14 protein-coding genes are annotated in these 15304 nt (G+C 41.8%); 6 read left to right on the top strand and 8 right to left on the bottom strand.

The features are described 5' to 3' along the window. Positions 1–164 precede the first annotated feature (164 nt). Both yeiL and A6K76_RS10820 read left to right on the top strand, forming a co-directional pair. Positions 165–854, top strand: a complete 690-nt coding sequence (gene yeiL / locus A6K76_RS10825) for a transcriptional regulator YeiL (protein WP_066464948.1) — start codon at positions 165–167, stop codon at positions 852–854. 79 nt (positions 855–933) lie between these two features. Continuing rightward, positions 934–1443 carry a ferritin gene (locus A6K76_RS10820; RefSeq protein ID WP_066464938.1) on the top strand — a complete coding sequence of 170 codons (510 nt, stop codon included), beginning with the start codon at positions 934–936 and terminating at the stop codon, positions 1441–1443. A 244-nt stretch (positions 1444–1687) separates the two neighbouring features. Here A6K76_RS10820 and A6K76_RS10815 read toward each other — a convergent pair whose 3' ends face one another. Together A6K76_RS10815 and A6K76_RS10810 are read right to left on the bottom strand one after the other, a co-directional pair. Next, positions 1688–3379 carry a methyl-accepting chemotaxis protein gene (locus A6K76_RS10815; protein WP_066464936.1) on the bottom strand — a complete coding sequence of 564 codons (1692 nt, stop codon included), beginning with the start codon at positions 3377–3379 and terminating at the stop codon, positions 1688–1690. Between the two features lie 478 nt (positions 3380–3857). Beyond that, positions 3858–5051, bottom strand: coding sequence for an EAL-associated domain-containing protein (locus A6K76_RS10810; protein ID WP_066464934.1), 1194 nt, complete (start codon positions 5049–5051; stop codon positions 3858–3860). A 241-nt stretch (positions 5052–5292) separates the two neighbouring features. On the opposite strand from A6K76_RS10810, the gene yfkAB reads away from it, so the two are divergent. Then, positions 5293–6396, top strand: a complete 1104-nt coding sequence (gene yfkAB / locus A6K76_RS10805; protein ID WP_066464932.1) for a radical SAM/CxCxxxxC motif protein YfkAB — start codon at positions 5293–5295, stop codon at positions 6394–6396. A 51-nt stretch (positions 6397–6447) separates the two neighbouring features. Here the strand turns inward: yfkAB and A6K76_RS10800 are convergent, their stop codons facing one another. Then, positions 6448–8235 (bottom strand): dynamin family protein, encoded by a 1788-nt coding sequence (locus A6K76_RS10800; RefSeq protein WP_066464927.1) that lies wholly within the window; start codon positions 8233–8235, stop codon positions 6448–6450. A 367-nt stretch (positions 8236–8602) separates the two neighbouring features. Between A6K76_RS10800 and A6K76_RS10795 the strand changes: the two genes are divergently transcribed. Continuing rightward, positions 8603–9205 (top strand): Yip1 family protein, encoded by a 603-nt coding sequence (locus A6K76_RS10795; protein ID WP_066464924.1) that lies wholly within the window; start codon positions 8603–8605, stop codon positions 9203–9205. A gap of 56 nt (positions 9206–9261) precedes the next feature. Here the strand turns inward: A6K76_RS10795 and A6K76_RS10790 are convergent, their stop codons facing one another. From A6K76_RS10790 to A6K76_RS10780, 3 genes are all read right to left on the bottom strand, one after another. Continuing rightward, complete coding sequence (locus tag A6K76_RS10790; RefSeq protein ID WP_066464923.1) at positions 9262–10692, bottom strand: S-layer homology domain-containing protein; 1431 nt, start codon at positions 10690–10692, stop codon at positions 9262–9264. A gap of 527 nt (positions 10693–11219) precedes the next feature. Then, a complete protein-coding gene (locus A6K76_RS10785; protein ID WP_066464921.1) occupies positions 11220–11534 on the bottom strand; it encodes a hypothetical protein in 315 nt (104 codons plus the stop codon). Positions 11535–11684: 150 nt separating this feature from the next. Beyond that, positions 11685–12047 carry a DUF423 domain-containing protein gene (locus A6K76_RS10780; RefSeq protein ID WP_066464920.1) on the bottom strand — a complete coding sequence of 121 codons (363 nt, stop codon included), beginning with the start codon at positions 12045–12047 and terminating at the stop codon, positions 11685–11687. 184 nt (positions 12048–12231) lie between these two features. On the opposite strand from A6K76_RS10780, the gene A6K76_RS10775 reads away from it, so the two are divergent. Beyond that, on the top strand, positions 12232–12474 hold the full coding sequence (locus tag A6K76_RS10775) for a hypothetical protein (RefSeq protein WP_066464919.1): 243 nt from the start codon (positions 12232–12234) through the stop codon (positions 12472–12474). A gap of 193 nt (positions 12475–12667) precedes the next feature. Beyond that, complete coding sequence (locus tag A6K76_RS10770) at positions 12668–14014, top strand: SEL1-like repeat protein (RefSeq protein WP_066464918.1); 1347 nt, start codon at positions 12668–12670, stop codon at positions 14012–14014. 398 nt (positions 14015–14412) lie between these two features. Here A6K76_RS10770 and A6K76_RS10765 read toward each other — a convergent pair whose 3' ends face one another. Beyond that, on the bottom strand, positions 14413–14622 hold the full coding sequence (locus A6K76_RS10765; protein ID WP_066464916.1) for a hypothetical protein: 210 nt from the start codon (positions 14620–14622) through the stop codon (positions 14413–14415). A gap of 58 nt (positions 14623–14680) precedes the next feature. Continuing rightward, positions 14681–15205: a TetR family transcriptional regulator gene (locus tag A6K76_RS10760; protein WP_066464914.1), complete on the bottom strand. Its 525-nt coding sequence runs from the start codon at positions 15203–15205 to the stop codon at positions 14681–14683. Between the last annotated feature and the right edge of the window lie 99 nt (positions 15206–15304).

Here is a 15304-nt window from a genome sequence, read left to right as displayed (position 1 = left end):
GCATGCGAGTAGCGTCATTACACAAGCTATAAATTATGTTCGCCGTCGAGCCTACACTCGGGCCATCGCATAGACAAAGTGAACCGCAATACACGAAATGCCAGTTGAATGGCGTATCAACACGCTTCCTATTTTTATTCTATTTGCACGAAAGAGGGGATTATATGGAAACTGTTCACCCGACCATTCGCGCACAATTGCTTGCTAATAATGCATACATTCATCAGCTAGAGCTTCCGCTGACACATGCGACGGTGCATTATTACGAACGCGGTGAATACATTGTTGAAGAAGGCTCCAAAATTTCTTCCTTTTTCTTTATTTTACAAGGTCGATGCAAAATTTATTTGACGCATGAAAATGGTAAAACTTCACTATTAAATTTTTTGGAAGCTGGCGCGTTCATCGGTGAAATCGAGCTATTGAACGAATCATACATATCAAAAGGGGTCCAGACAGCTACGCCCGTTTATTGTGTTGCGTTTCCACTGCATTATTATCGTGCGCATTGCTTACAAAACACCGCATTTTTGCGACAGCTCGCAAAATATTTAGGCGATAAGGCGGTCGCAATGGGCTTTAAAGCGTCGATGCAGCACGCGTTTCCACTTGAAAACAGACTAGCGCATTTCATTTTGCTTGCAGCACAAGAATATGTGTACCAGGAGCGTCATACAGAGGTGTGCGATTATTTAGGGGTGTCGTATCGCCATTTATTACATACATTTGCATCGTTTTGTGAAAAAGGCATACTCACAAAAGAAGGGCGACATTATAAAATTACCGATGAGCCGGCACTACGTAGCTTAGCTAGTGTCATTTCCTTCCCAAACTATACGACGGCAAATCGATAAAGACGTTTTTTTGCGCTTTGTAGCTAATAAGTGTACACTTAATTTGTAATAAAGACATCTATTTTTAGGGGGCCTTCGTATGTTATCAGCACAATTACACAAAGCATTAAACGATCAAATGAATTTTGAATTTTTCTCAGCACACGCTTATTTAGCGATGGCGGCACACTGCACAGACGAATCATATGACGGATTTGCAAACTTCTTTTTAGTACAAGCAGAAGAAGAACGCTTCCACGCAATGAAATTTTATAACTATTTAAGCGATATGGGCTACCGTGCGACAATTACAGGATTTGAAAACCCTGGCAATGAGTTTTCATCTATTTTAAACGTATTTGAAACAGCACTACACCACGAAAAAGAAGTAACACGCCGCATTTACCATTTAGCGGACGTGGCGTTAGATGAGCGCGAACACGCCACGATGGCATTTTTAAAATGGTTCATCGATGAGCAAGTAGAGGAAGAGGCGTCATTTGATACGTTAATTAGTAAAATTAAACGCATTGAAAACGATTCTAACGCGATGTTCATGCTTGATGCAGAGCTTGCTAACCGCACATTCGTACCTCCAGCTGGCGAATAATATTAAAAATAGCTCGTCACCATTCAAACTATATACAAGGTGATTGAAATTTAGAATGTGAACGAGGCTCAGCCACGCCCGCGGAAAGCCTGCCTCGATGTGGAGAGCCGACGAACAAAATGCTAAAATACATTCACCGTCTATATATATACTTTTTTGTATCAACGTTAGTTTACGGTGATGAACATAAAAAATGGTCGAAAGAAGCATTCGCTTTTTTCGACCATTTTTTATTTGCACTGCGTTAAATTTTAAATGCTTCCACTTTGCTCTTTAAGCTTTCTGACATATGAGATAAGTTTAATGCGTTCGTTGCGACTTGATGCATCGTTGCAGCAACCTCCTCTACCGTCGCCGTCATCTGCTCGGAACTAGCCGAAGACTCCTCACATACTGTCGCAATTTCTGTAATCGATGTCGATACATCTTGTGACGATGCGTGAATTTCATTTAATCGACGTGACATTTGCTGAATTTCAATGTTCATTTGAGCAACGGCAACCGAAATATCATCAAAGCGATGTCCTGTTTCAGTTAGCTGCTCAGAGCCACTTTGCACCTCACTATAGCCTTCTTGTAGCGAGTTCGTCACATCCTCTGTATCTGCTTGAATACGTGATACGATAAATGAAATGTCCATTACTGATGAAGACACTTGCTCGGCTAACTTTCGTACTTCATCCGCTACAATGGCAAATCCTTTACCATGCTCCCCTGCACGCGCCGCTTCGATTGCTGCGTTAAGTGCAAGTAAATTCGTTTGATTCGCAATATCGTCAATGACCGATACGAGCTTCGTAATTTCATTTGATTGATTGTTTAAACCTTCTACTTTTTGTACGGCCTCGTGCATGACGTCATTAATTGACTGCATTTTCGTAAGCGACGTCGTCATCAGTGACTTTCCTTCGAGCGTTAAGCTTGCGACAACATCAGACTCTTGCTCTAGCACGTCACCTGTGTTCACAATGTCCTTAATGTTTTCTTTAAATATTTCCATCGAGTTTGCCACACCTGTTGTTGCTTGCGCTTGCTGCTCTGATCCTGCCGCTAGCTGTTGCATCGTCACCGCGGCTTGATCCATTCCTGACTGTACGTCCTCTGATGAACGCGAAAGCTGCTCGCTATTAATGGCTACTTGCTGCACGACGTCATCAATTGAACTAACGACATATTTCGTTTTAAATGTCATTTCATTTACCGATTGTGTAAGCGTCGCAAATTCATCATTACGTGTCGTTTCCAATGGTTTCTGGCGTAAATCTCCAGTTGCTAGCTCCTTCATATAATTTGTCACACGACGCAGCTCATTTGAATACGTATTTGCTGTTAATATGCCGACGATCGTTGCAAATGCAATAACGATCACTGCCGCTATAACAATCGTTAGCTCATTCGAACGCGCTTTGTCGTATAAATCTCCAGCTAGCACACTAATGTTACTCGCACGCATCTCGTTTAATGCGTAATACCCTTCTAGCACTTCCTCAATTTGGGGTTTCAGCGACTCATACGCCGAAATTGCCGCATCTTGGTCCATGCTACTCACAAGCGGGAATACATTTTGCTGTACCGATGCAATCCATTCACTGCCTTCATTAATTAATGCATCGCGCTCTGCGTTTTTCCCAAAAGCATTCAATTGATCAAGTTTTGCCTCTATATTTGTAGTTGATTGTGTAAACTGCGTGACATATTGCTCGTTTGCAGTAATGACGTAGCTGCTCGATGCCATGTAAAGCTGCGAGAAAATTCGGTACATTTCCTCATTGATTAACAACAGCTCTAGCTCAGTTGTCGCTAGCTCATTCGCTTCCTTTTCCATTTGATTATTTATCACAAACATGTAGCCGTACGATATAATCATAATGCCTACAATTAAACTAAAAACGAATAATAACTGCTTCCGAATTGATGAAAATAAAAATTTCCCCATCTTGTCACTCCCTACCGTTCTTTCTGTTCAAGTTATTTAATAGATTACCCGGTGACGTGTCATTCAAACATTTCAATCGAAACAAAATAAGTAAAAAAGAACTATTAATGGCTAACCAAACTATCTTTTTCACTATTTTATCTTGAGAAAATTATTGATATTGTGCATAAGGAACTGTCGAACGTATTGAAAAAGCTATACAAAAAAGGCCGGAACCTCTCGTGCATAGCTTCATATTTAGTGCAAGCGTGTTAATTATTTAATCCATTGGCAGAAGCGTATTGCAGCTCACTTTGCCTCTAGCGGCTATTCGAGGCAGATCAATTCCTCGGGCTCGGCGGCGAACATGAGGCACAAGCTGTTCCCTAAGGAGTCTCGCCGCACGCTTACTGCCATTAACATGCCGCATTTATTTCCAAGTTGCTGCTAAAAACAGCCGATTTCACTGTATATAAATGGCGTATCAACAGACTTGTATTTATTGTGTTATTTTATGCTCGTATAAGTAATCGTACGTAATATCGACGAATAAATAATGATGACTCGGTAGCTCAATTGAAAATGTACGTGTCATATCCCCTGTCTCAATGTCACGATACACACTCGAGAGCTCACCTGTTTTGCCATGGCGAAGCTTAATAATATTCATAAGAAAATACGGCCGCCAGCTCCAGTTTTTATGTTTCGCATTTTCAAGCACGAGCCATTCTTCCTTGTAACGCATAATGTTTGGCGATACTTGGAAGCCGTCCTCATCGGTCATATAAAGACGGAATGAATAATCGGTTAATGCCTGTGCAAGCTTTAGCAACGATTGTTCGTCGTCCGCTTTTGGCTGACAGCGCTCCACGATGCTCGTTAGCTCTTGCTGCAGCTTGCGCATCGCTTCAAAACGTTGCTTCAACAGCTTCTTCTCCGCTTGAATAAAACGAACACTCTCATCATGTAAGCGCTGCTGTAAATTACTCGCCTCAACAAACGTCGCAGCAGGTTTCGTTAAATAACGTCCGCTATAGTAGCGTCCACCATTTTTCCACGCCGATTGCATATGATAGATCGTTTCAATGTTGTGAAACAGCAGTGAAGAGCCGATGCGTAGTGCGAGTGCGCTAATCGTCATAAATAAATCGTTGTTTGCTCCCCATGAATTGTAATCGAGCATCGTCACATCAATTTTTAATATATGCGGCTTCAGTAATAGCACGTAATCTAAATGTGTTTCAGAGCTAATGTTGCATAAGCATAGCTTCACCCCGTACGTCTTTAAATATCGTACAGCGTGATGCAGTTGCTCAATATCTTCGCAATAGTCATGCTCCGCCATCATCAGTACAATATGATGCAGTCGCTCCTCGCTTACATATTTTTGGATTATTGCAAAATAGCTTTCTCCAAAATCGACCATAAATAAATTTGGATTGATCGGAATGTATAAATCCACTGATAGACGCTCATCCTTAAACTGCTGCAACGCTTTTTCCATGACGAGCTGTTGTAGCTCGATACGATACTCAATCGGCACATCCTCATCGCATAAAAATGCAGGAATATCCGCTTCTTCTAGCACGCCACTTATTTCATAACCTTCTACAACATGCGCATCAGCACTATAAATCGGTTCATAGCGCACTTCTGTTTGTTGCAGCTTCGTTAACAGTTCCATTGTATCCATGTTGTTAAACCCCCAATACGTGTCACATTCCATTTTCTACAATTTGATTATACATGAAATTAAATAATTATTCAAAATGACATTCCCGTGTGATGTCATCGCTTCATGCCGCTCATTCATACGTATTCCCGTTTTCACATCAATGTGAACCATTATGCAAAAAGAGCTGCTTTTTTGTCATTGCCCCTTTATAAATAACTCGATGTGTGGGAAAATTGGTAAGCAGAAAAGGAGTTTTTGTATGAACACGATTATTAAACGATATGATGAATGGGAACCGTATCACGATTTAAACCGATACGGCAAATTAACGTTATCGAACATTGAATTTACAACAACTACATTATGTAATATGCGCTGTGCCCACTGTGCAGTCGGCTATACGTTAACGACAAAGGAAGCGACCGCTTTGCCGATGGACGATATCATTCGCCAGCTCGATCAAATCGAAACGCTGCGCACCGTGTCATTTACTGGTGGCGAGCCGTTGCTGACGAAAAACGGCATTAAGAAAAATATTTTGCCGCTCATTCAATACGCAAAGGAGCGCGGCTTAAAAACGCAAATCAACTCAAACTTAACGCTACCGATGGAACATTATGAGCTCGTCATTCCTTATTTAGACGTCATGCACATTTCGCACAACTGGAAAGACGAGCAAGAGTTTGTTGACGTCGGATTTAGCATGATGGAAAAATTACCGTCTGTCGATTATCGCAGCAAACTATACCGCAATATTTTTGACAATGCACGCACGCTCAGTGACGCTGGCGTGTTCGTGTCAGCCGAAACGATGCTCAACCGCAATACGCTGCCGTACTTACAGCAAATTCACCACGAAGTTGCGCATGAAATGAAGTGCAAACGCCACGAAATTCATCCGATGTACGCATCTGATTTTGCTGAAAGCTTAGAGGTTATCAATTTAGATGAATACCGCGACGCTGTCAATCATTTGCTCGACATTCGCGATGAACATGTATGGATGCTGTTTGGCACGCTGCCGTTTTACCGCTGTAGTATGCACGCTCAAGACATTGCGTTACTCGACCGCATCGATGCAGCAAACAATGTGACGGTGCGTAACGACGTAGACGGACGCTCGCGCATGAACTTAAATATTTTCACTGGTGAAGTGTCTGTATCAGACTTCTCAGATGACGGTGCAGCAATGAACAGCATTTTAAACAACTCACTTGTGAACATTTATGATGAGTGGCTACAATCGCGCATTTCAAACAGCATTAACTGCCACTGCCCTGCGGTGAAATGCTTAGGTTCAAACATTATCGTAAAAAATATGTATTACCCATCGCATACGTTCAAATCGAATACGGTGCGTTAACAGCAAAAGAGGTGCGCTACAGTCTATATGACCGTAACACACCTCTTTTTATTATGATTCTGATTTTACATCTTCTAGTTTCATAATTGTTGGTACGTCTGGATAATCCGAACGTAGCATATCGATTGATAAGTTTAACTTTTGGAACGGTGCATACGCTTTGTCAATTTCTAAATCTTCTAGTACGTTCGCCTGTAGCGTATCGTTATTTTGTAAAATTTCAACCGCGACGATGCGTTGATACCAATTTTGAAGCATTTCGCGCTGTGCATCAGTAAAGCTATCTTGTAGCACTAAATCCGCAATAAGCATCGATACGAGCTGCTGTGCTTCTCGTACACCGTCAAATTCGTTTAGCTTACGCGTTGCAAACATAAACGTGCGCATATCACGCTGCTGTGAGTTTTTAAAATGTTGAATTTTTTGCAATGCGCTATTGGCACGCTGCTGGACAAACGATTCGATAATGCGATGAATGCGCGGGAAGCTCTCAAGCAGCTGCGTTTCAATTGTGCGAATGCGCTCATAAATTAAATCGAGTAAGCTGCGCTGTAAATTTAGTTGATTAATTGCCTTGGATACGTCAAATACATTTTCTGTTCCTTCTTTAAATAATTTGCGAATGAGTAAAAAGCCGCCTTTTTGTCTCGTTTCCGTGTGCTGCTGTAGCTTTTTCATAAGCTCCTGATATTCGCTATATTTTTGACGATATTCGCGCAGCACTTGCTGGTAATCGCTCGCTAATCGCGTAAATACGATCGTATCTGGCGTTAATAAATAGTCGCGTGTTTCAATTAAGCGCACAAATTGGAATAACGTTTGAATCGGCTCTAGCAGGCTGCTGTAGCTTTCGTATTCTAGCTCGTATTCCTCCAAAATCGCCTGATTGCGCTTTTGGATTTGCTGCTGCTCCTCGACATTCGTATGCGCAAATTCGGCTGCTAGCTTTAACGGCTCACGCTCCAATAACGACTCAATTTCCAACGTAAAGCGCTCTAACCAGCGAAACAGACGGCGTGCGAACTTTTGGCTGCGCAATGTGCTCTTTTGGACGACCTCTGCTACCGCTTCGTCTAACGGTGCAAACTGTGCATCATTTGGCGCACGGTCTGCAATTTGTAATAGTTGCTTTGCATTTACATAGCGCATATCTCGCACATACGGCGCAATGTTTTCATGATTTTCGTGCGGCTTATCGCTAAAGTTGACGATGCATACCGGCTTAATGTGGAAGCGCTCATTTAATAGCTGTAGCCACGCAATTTCCTCATCGCTCACTTGCTGATCGGCACGGATAACGTAAAACACATCATCGAGCCGCTGCATAATCGCCTCTGAAATGTAATAATTAGACGTTGACGTCACATCAAACGCGCGTGCATCAATAAACGAAATTGGCTCGACGTATGGATTATCAACCGACACGCTTAAAATTTCCATTTGCTCTCGCAGTAAATTCGCAGCAAATCGATCAGCCACCGTCAACAGCTCTAGCTTCGATAACTCAAATATCGCATCCACACCGTCCATAAATGCCGCTTCAATATGTTGCTCCTTACCATACTGCACGAGCGTATGCACCTTCGTACGATCTTGCTCTCTACTGCATAGTACAGGTGCGCGTAAATACGCATTAATGACGGATGTTTTACCGACACCTTCTTTTCCGACGACTAACACGATTGGGTTGCGTTGAATGTCAGATAGTAATTGCTGTAACGACTTCGTTGTCGTACGCACGTATGTATTGGATTGCATCGCCTGCACTATTTGCTCTAATGATTGGACAATCGTATCAAAATGCTCATCATGAATCGAGACTAATTCATTTAGCTTCATATGTTGTAGCCCCTTTATTAAACGTTTTATAAGAGTATATCGGATGTATCAGTACTTCTATCTACAATATTCCCAAAAAACAATATTTAAGACCTATTTATCGGGTATTTTTTGTAAAAAAAATCTTTTTTTCATTTTGTTTGTACTTTTTGTGTTTGTAATGTTTGAATTGGTGATAACTAATATATATAGACGGTGAATATAAAGCGTGTTCGTTAGCTAGTTAATTGGCAAGAACGTATTCTCGTCATACGTCTTAATGACCGTCTATATAAGCATGAATGTGTTGATTAGTTAATTGTTTGCAAATGATTACATAGTAAGAACTACTCAACCAATTTGATGTTAAGGAAGGAGTTGAACGTTGATGAACTTATTCACAAGCGCTTGGATCCACCCGAAAATGACGACACGTTACGTCATTGAGTCAAAAAATATGCTCTTTACGATTTTACTTTTTTTAGCAACATTACTCGGTGTGTCGCTGACGAGCTATCACTTTAAAGCACAAATGGCACAAACGTTTGAGCCGCTTTCGCTCACGCAGTTTCTCATCGTCTACATCGTCGTCATTCCGCTTGCACTGCTGTTATTTTTAACGTGCGCGGCAATTATTACGACATGGGTCGGTAAGCTATTTAAAGGTACTGGTTCACTAAAAAACGTATTTCAAAGCATCGTCGTCGGGCATATTCCGATGTTGCTACCGATTCCATTTATGATCGCGTGGCTCATTGTCGATGTAAATGGCTTTTTAATGAGCACATCGTCACTTGCAGCGAATGTGTCACAGCTTGTCGCGGGGATTAGTGCCATTTGGGCTTTTTATATTACGGTCGGAACAGTTGCCGAGGCACACCGTTTCTCTTACGCACAAAGCATTATGACGTTATTAATTCCAGCTGCTCTATTTATGGGCTTTTTATTTATCGTACTCGTCGCACTCGTTACGTTTATGACAGGCACATAACGAACAAAAGGCAAGAGCTATTGCTGCATAGCTCTCGCCTTTTTCATGTATGCAACTTAGAAAATACCCGTTTCCATTTCTTCCTCGGATACGATGACGTATTCAATCGAAGTTAAGCCTGCTACTTGATGTGATAGCCCTTGGATAAAGACAACCTCGTTGTTATCACCAAACAACTTAAAGGCAAACATCGCATCCCCAACAGCGGCGTGGAAAATGTTGAAGCTACTTGCACCAATTTCCCAATTGACAACATGCTCGTCAAATAGCGCACCTGTAAACTGCTCGTACTCTACTTTTGTCGGTTTAAAGCCTAAATCTCGGAACGAAATGGCCGCTTCACTTTGCTCGTACGCGTGATACATCACTAACTCGACCTCACCAAACTCACTTACAAGCCCCGCACGCTTCGTTACACCTGCATCATTTTTAAACGTTACAATGTATTGTCCTACATCATACATCGTTAATTCAAATAGCTCGCTATCTTCGTAATACGTAAACTCATATAACGATTCGTCTAACGCCTCACCTGAAATTGACTCAATCGTCACGTCACTTGGAATGAAGCCGATGTCCATTACATCAAAAATAATGCTCGCCGGTGAAATCGATTCATCCTCTTCAATCGTCATTTCAAGCTTGCCATTCGTTTCTGTTACAGTAATTTCGTAATTTTGCGAGAATACGTATTCGATATATTCATCCGTTTCACGATATGCTGAAATTGTTAACGTCGACTTCCCTTCACTTAAACCTTCCACAACTAAATCGTCGCCTGAACGGTGCAATATTGCTACTGGATCATCTGGACCGAAAACGTAGCCATCTAGGAATGTTACGTTAAAGTCTGACGGGCGTAAACGTTTTACGACACGCTTTTCCATCACTTGTTGCGCACGGTGAATGAACGTCGCAAATTGTCCGCGTGTAACAGGGCTATATAAATCAAAAATGCCGTCTTTACCGATTGTAATTTTATGTTCATATAATGCACCGATATATGGCTGTGCCTCTGAGTCAACGATAACATCAGAAAATGGAAGTGGCGTATTTTGATAGCTTAACGCAAAAGCTTTTGCGAGCATACGCGCCATTTGCTCACGTGTCACACCGCGTCCTGATCTAAATGAGCCATCTGTAAAGCCGTTAATAATTTGCGCATTTTCAAGTGCTGCAATTTCCTTGTAATACGCATGCCCAACCGGTACATCAGAAAAGTTCGGATTTTCCACGTCGTTCGTATCCAACTCCATTAATTTCACTAACGTTTTCACCGCTTGTCCACGTGTCACGATGACACCTGGACGATATGTGCCATCTTCAAATCCTTGAATAATTCCTTGCTTCTGTAATGCTTCAATTGCTGCATGATGCGAGTTTGCTGGTAAAACGTCTGAAAATCCTGCACTTGCAGGCGTCACAGAGCATACTGTCATCGTGACAGCTAGTGTCATCGCTAATGTGTTAAACCAAAATTTTTTCATACTTTCCACTCCCTAATTACGTGCAACCATTCAGCACATTTGTTCCATTACTTTATGTGTAACTTTTATATATAGATGGTGAATGTATTTGTTAGTCGACTCTTCACATCAACGTAAACTGTTTAGCGGGCGTGTCGCTAGCTTTTCGTATTACGCTCACGCTTTTCTTGCTGGCGTCCGCTTCTTATTTCGTCGTTCGCATTATACATTTCAATACAGTCTATATACACAACGTTGAACTACTTTTTGGCTGCAATTCCTTTAGACGTATTTATACATGTGCGTCTTTTTATATAACATCAAACGTGTCATTTAGCTGGGCGCGTATTGCGATTCGCTACACATTCAATTTAGACAATGAAAAACATGAATCTCACTATCTACAAATGACGTACTAACACATGTGATCGTACATCATCACATTATTTATTTACGTTTATTGTAACACATCATGTGCATCGTTTAGCGAAATTCCTTGCGCATCCTCGTGTATTTTTACGCTTATGTAATATGCTATGTTTACATCACTACAGCGCCCACACCCACCAAAGAACGAACTGGAAAATAAACACGGAAATAGGAAACAATCCGAGGACGAGCGGCATGACCTTTCTAAATGTATATAAAACATCAATCGTGCTTGCGCGCCAACATAAAAAAACAGCATATGCAGACATACCAAGCACTGCGAATGTTACCCATCTCATTAAATAACGGTGCAGCGAAATGCCCGTCTGTAAAATCGTTTCAATGCTTGATGCCATCGTTAAAGCAAGTAATGTCAGAACAATGCTCGTACAAATACGCGCGACATACGGCTTTGGCCATTGTATATTTTTCATTTCAATTCCTCCTACATTGCTATTATCAGTTGTTTTAACAAAAATTGCACGAAAAAATATACGATGTATGCGTAATAAATGATCATTTCATGTAAACATGAAAAAAACACCACCCGAAACATATATGTTCCAAATGGTGTTACCGTTTTATTAAATGCTTCCAATCACAAGTAATACCCAGCCCGCTAAAAAGAATACCCCACCAATTGGCGTAATCGCACCAAGCTTTTTAATACCCGTGACAGATAACACGTATAAGCTACCTGAGAAAAATACGATGCCTGCGATAAAGCAATATGCTGCCCATGACAGCTCTGTGCTAGCGCCTAATAATGCATCATTGCTTAAAATGCCAACTGCTACGAGCGCTAATGCATGATACATATGATATTGCGTGCCCGTTTCCCACGTTTTTTCGTAGCGCTCCTCTGCGAATTTCCCCTTTAACGCATGTGCTCCGAATGCACCAAGCGCAACTGCAAGAAAACCTAAAATTGCTCCAATTCCAATCATTTAAAAAACTCCTTCCAACTTGTTCGTCTCAAGTTTATCGACAAACGAACGGACGCACAATAGCTTTTTGCCGCAACGAGCACTTTTTCGATTATAATTAAGTTGTAAGAAAAAATATTTCCTTACTTTTTTTCGGTAACAACGCATGTTACAATTTGAATAGTCTATTAAGGGAATGAAAAAGATGGTTCGAAACAGTACATTATTTTGCTTTATCGTATTTTTAGCTTTCGGTGTCGCAGCGTACATGACGTTCAATGTGCTATTTTTCACATTAGCGATGCTCGCAATTAGTATTATGACAGCGATTTTTGCTGTCGACGCATTAATGGGAAGTCGCATTTGGGAAGGGCTTATACATACAGGCTTAACGGCGCTCTTTTTAGGATACGGCTTTTTCGGTGAATATTTATTACAGCTTTTATAAACAATTTGAGTAAACATCATTTGAAACGAAATTGTTTCAAATGATGTTTTTTATCGATTTAGACGTGTCAATAGCAAACATAATAGTCGCAATTCATTTATTTTTTCAAAAACACTGGTTAATGTTGGTGAATTGTTTCACAATGTTTTACAATATAAAGTAACATTTTTTTATTTGAAAGGGGAATTTTAGTGTGAATTTGCCACATATGCTCGTTACATGTCAAGCATACGCTGCGATGTGTGAACAACGACGATTATTCATCGATGAGGAAGTAACGAAACTCCGCTTAGAGCGCTGGACACTCGCACACTGTATGCCGTTTTTGTATACAGTATATACGCAAAATAAAGCCGATCACCTGTACATTGCCCAGCACATGCAGCACGACATTGAACAGCAGCTATTTGCGCAGCTCGACACGCCATATGATGCGCGCGAGGAATGTCGTGCACTGTTTGATGATTTATTGTATCCACACGCTTCAAGCGACGCTATTACATTGTATAATAGCTTGCCATTACCGCTCTATATCGATATTTTAACGACGCTTCACAATCGCTCACAGCTGCTGCATGAGCGCATTGATTACAAAATTGCCCTTGGACAAGTTGCGCTGGCGACAGAACGCACAGAGCTTGCCCAAAGTCTTTTTGTGTGCGCTTGGCTCGATACGACGTTTGCGCAGCTGCAAGCTCAGCAAACACCTGACCGAACGTTCGATTGGATTTTACAATACAATATGAACGATACGACATGCCAAAATGAACTGCTTGCGTCACTTTGCGCGCGCCGTACATTTGCGACTGACCTTGAATACGGCTTGCATTTCTTTTTACACGAGCCTCTACAAAACATGACGATCGCCGAGCAATGCTTCTCACTATTTGCTGTTTATTACGACGATGCGATTCAAACATCGCAATTTGCACAAATTGAGCAGCGCTTTCTCGATTTGCAGCACGAACCACGTAGCACAAAAGCACAATTTTGTAACATTCAGCAACTGCTAAAGCTTTACAACGACGAGCAATATGAGCTGCTATTACCACTTTTACACGAGCTTGCAACACAGCAGCACGTTTTTGCGCTGTCGATGCTCGGGAAAATGTATCAAAAAGGGCAAGGTGTCGCACCACATATGTTTACGAGCTATGAATACTTAAAGGACGCATACTCACTTGGCGATGACGATGCGGCGATGCATTTAGCTGATGTTGCCGCTTCGATGCCGCACGCACTTCAACACCAAATCGTCCAAAAAATGCACGCAGTCATTAGCGAAAATACATCGCACGAATCGATTCCATCTTGCTTAATTTACGGCAAATGGACGTTGCTACACGGCGCACCATTTAACATGGAGCAAGCGACGTTTTTACTCGAGCATGCATTTTTGCACGGACTGCAATTTGAAAAAATGCATGCGGCGTATTTATTGTCTCGCCTATATGCAAAAACGGACGCCACTGCCTCAAACGAATGGTATGACATCGCTGAGCAGTACGGGCTTACACAGTTTAAACATTTGCTTGATTAAAAACGACCGTAACGATGAAAAAAAATAGAACAAAACAAAGCGTTATCAGGAAAATACAATTTCCCGATAACGCTTTGTTGCTTTCCGACTACGCTTCGTCACGCGGACGCCTTCCTCAGGGAGCGGCTCGAGCCTTACAAATGCAAGTCTCTCGGCACGTTCTGTTCCCCCTAGAAGTCGCCGCTTCACACGCTACGTCATCAAAATTCGCCTTTTTTTCGTTCTATATAGACGGTGAATGTATTTTAGCGTTTTGTTCGTCGGCTCTCCACATCGAGGCAGGCTTTCCGCGGGCGTGGCTCGAGCCTTTCGTGTCACGCTCACGCTTTTCCCGCAAGAGTCCGCCTCTTGTTTCGAGCCTCGTTCACATTCTAAATTTCAATCACCTTGTATATATATTAGCGAGATGCTTTTGGTGGTTGACACACTTCACATTTACGCTGATGATTTTCTTTAAATTTCTTCCATGGCTTTTCAAATGTGTTGCCACAAGCGCATTTGAACTCAAGCTTTTGTGAGAAGCCACGGTATTCTGTCGTTAATAATTCACTGTCTGAATTTTTTTCGACGAATTCTTTAATTTCCTTTAACGTCCATCGTTTACCCATCGTTACACCTCCGTTATACATAAGAATCCATTATATCACGCAAATGAAGTGTTGACGATTATTTTATTGCGCCAAGCATCGGCTCGAGCAATGTAGCCGTTGCAGCGGCGGCTTGCTCTACCGTTTCGCTATGCGTGTGCTGCCATTGTGAAAATGCTCCGTAAATCGCCCAGCTGATCATTTGTCTCTCGCGCTCGCTGCTTGCTGGTAAAACGCGTGCAAGCAATGCTTTCGTTTCATTTTTAGCGACTTCCTCAATCATGCTCGCAAATGAATCGTAGCCTTTTCGGCAACTGCTATGCATCGCGTCATGCACGTTCGCAATGCCTGTAAACAGCTCGATTATTAACTGCTCCCCTACCGTTTCGCTCGTCGCCTCGGCAAGCTGCTCCTCAACTAACTGCTGTAGCACCGTGTCTAGCAGCTCGTATTTATCGACAAAATGCGCATAAAACGTCGCGCGGTTAATGTGTGCTGTTTCGGTAATCATCTTCACTGAAATGTGTGAAAAATCGGTCGTGCGAATTAATATATGAAAGCTATCAACAATGAGCTGTCTCGTTCGAATTGTACGTGGATCCATTGGCCGCACCTCCTCTTTACAACAATTATACAAAACTGTCGTTTAAGCAACAAAGCGCGCACTCTGTCCATTGTTTACCAAATTTTTTCGTTCTATACT

The organism is Caryophanon latum, assembly GCF_001700325.1.
Lineage (GTDB): Bacteria > Bacillota > Bacilli > Bacillales_A > Planococcaceae > Caryophanon > Caryophanon latum.
Note: the sequence above shows the minus strand (reverse complement) of the source record. Positions and strands in the feature narration are given on the sequence as shown.

Coding starts and splice junctions, on each gene's coding strand:
- A6K76_RS10810 (WP_066464934.1), bottom strand. CDS start 5,051: ATGGATACAATGGAACTGTTAACGAAGCTGCAACAAACAGAAGTGCGC.
- A6K76_RS10785 (WP_066464921.1), bottom strand. CDS start 11,534: ATGAAAAATATACAATGGCCAAAGCCGTATGTCGCGCGTATTTGTACG.
- A6K76_RS10765 (WP_066464916.1), bottom strand. CDS start 14,622: ATGGGTAAACGATGGACGTTAAAGGAAATTAAAGAATTCGTCGAAAAA.
- A6K76_RS10760 (WP_066464914.1), bottom strand. CDS start 15,205: ATGGATCCACGTACAATTCGAACGAGACAGCTCATTGTTGATAGCTTT.
- yeiL (WP_066464948.1), top strand. CDS start 165: ATGGAAACTGTTCACCCGACCATTCGCGCACAATTGCTTGCTAATAAT.
- A6K76_RS10800 (WP_066464927.1), bottom strand. CDS start 8,235: ATGAAGCTAAATGAATTAGTCTCGATTCATGATGAGCATTTTGATACG.
- A6K76_RS10795 (WP_066464924.1), top strand. CDS start 8,603: ATGAACTTATTCACAAGCGCTTGGATCCACCCGAAAATGACGACACGT.
- A6K76_RS10820 (WP_066464938.1), top strand. CDS start 934: ATGTTATCAGCACAATTACACAAAGCATTAAACGATCAAATGAATTTT.
- yfkAB (WP_066464932.1), top strand. CDS start 5,293: ATGAACACGATTATTAAACGATATGATGAATGGGAACCGTATCACGAT.
- A6K76_RS10815 (WP_066464936.1), bottom strand. CDS start 3,379: ATGGGGAAATTTTTATTTTCATCAATTCGGAAGCAGTTATTATTCGTT.
- A6K76_RS10780 (WP_066464920.1), bottom strand. CDS start 12,047: ATGATTGGAATTGGAGCAATTTTAGGTTTTCTTGCAGTTGCGCTTGGT.
- A6K76_RS10775 (WP_066464919.1), top strand. CDS start 12,232: ATGGTTCGAAACAGTACATTATTTTGCTTTATCGTATTTTTAGCTTTC.
- A6K76_RS10790 (WP_066464923.1), bottom strand. CDS start 10,692: ATGAAAAAATTTTGGTTTAACACATTAGCGATGACACTAGCTGTCACG.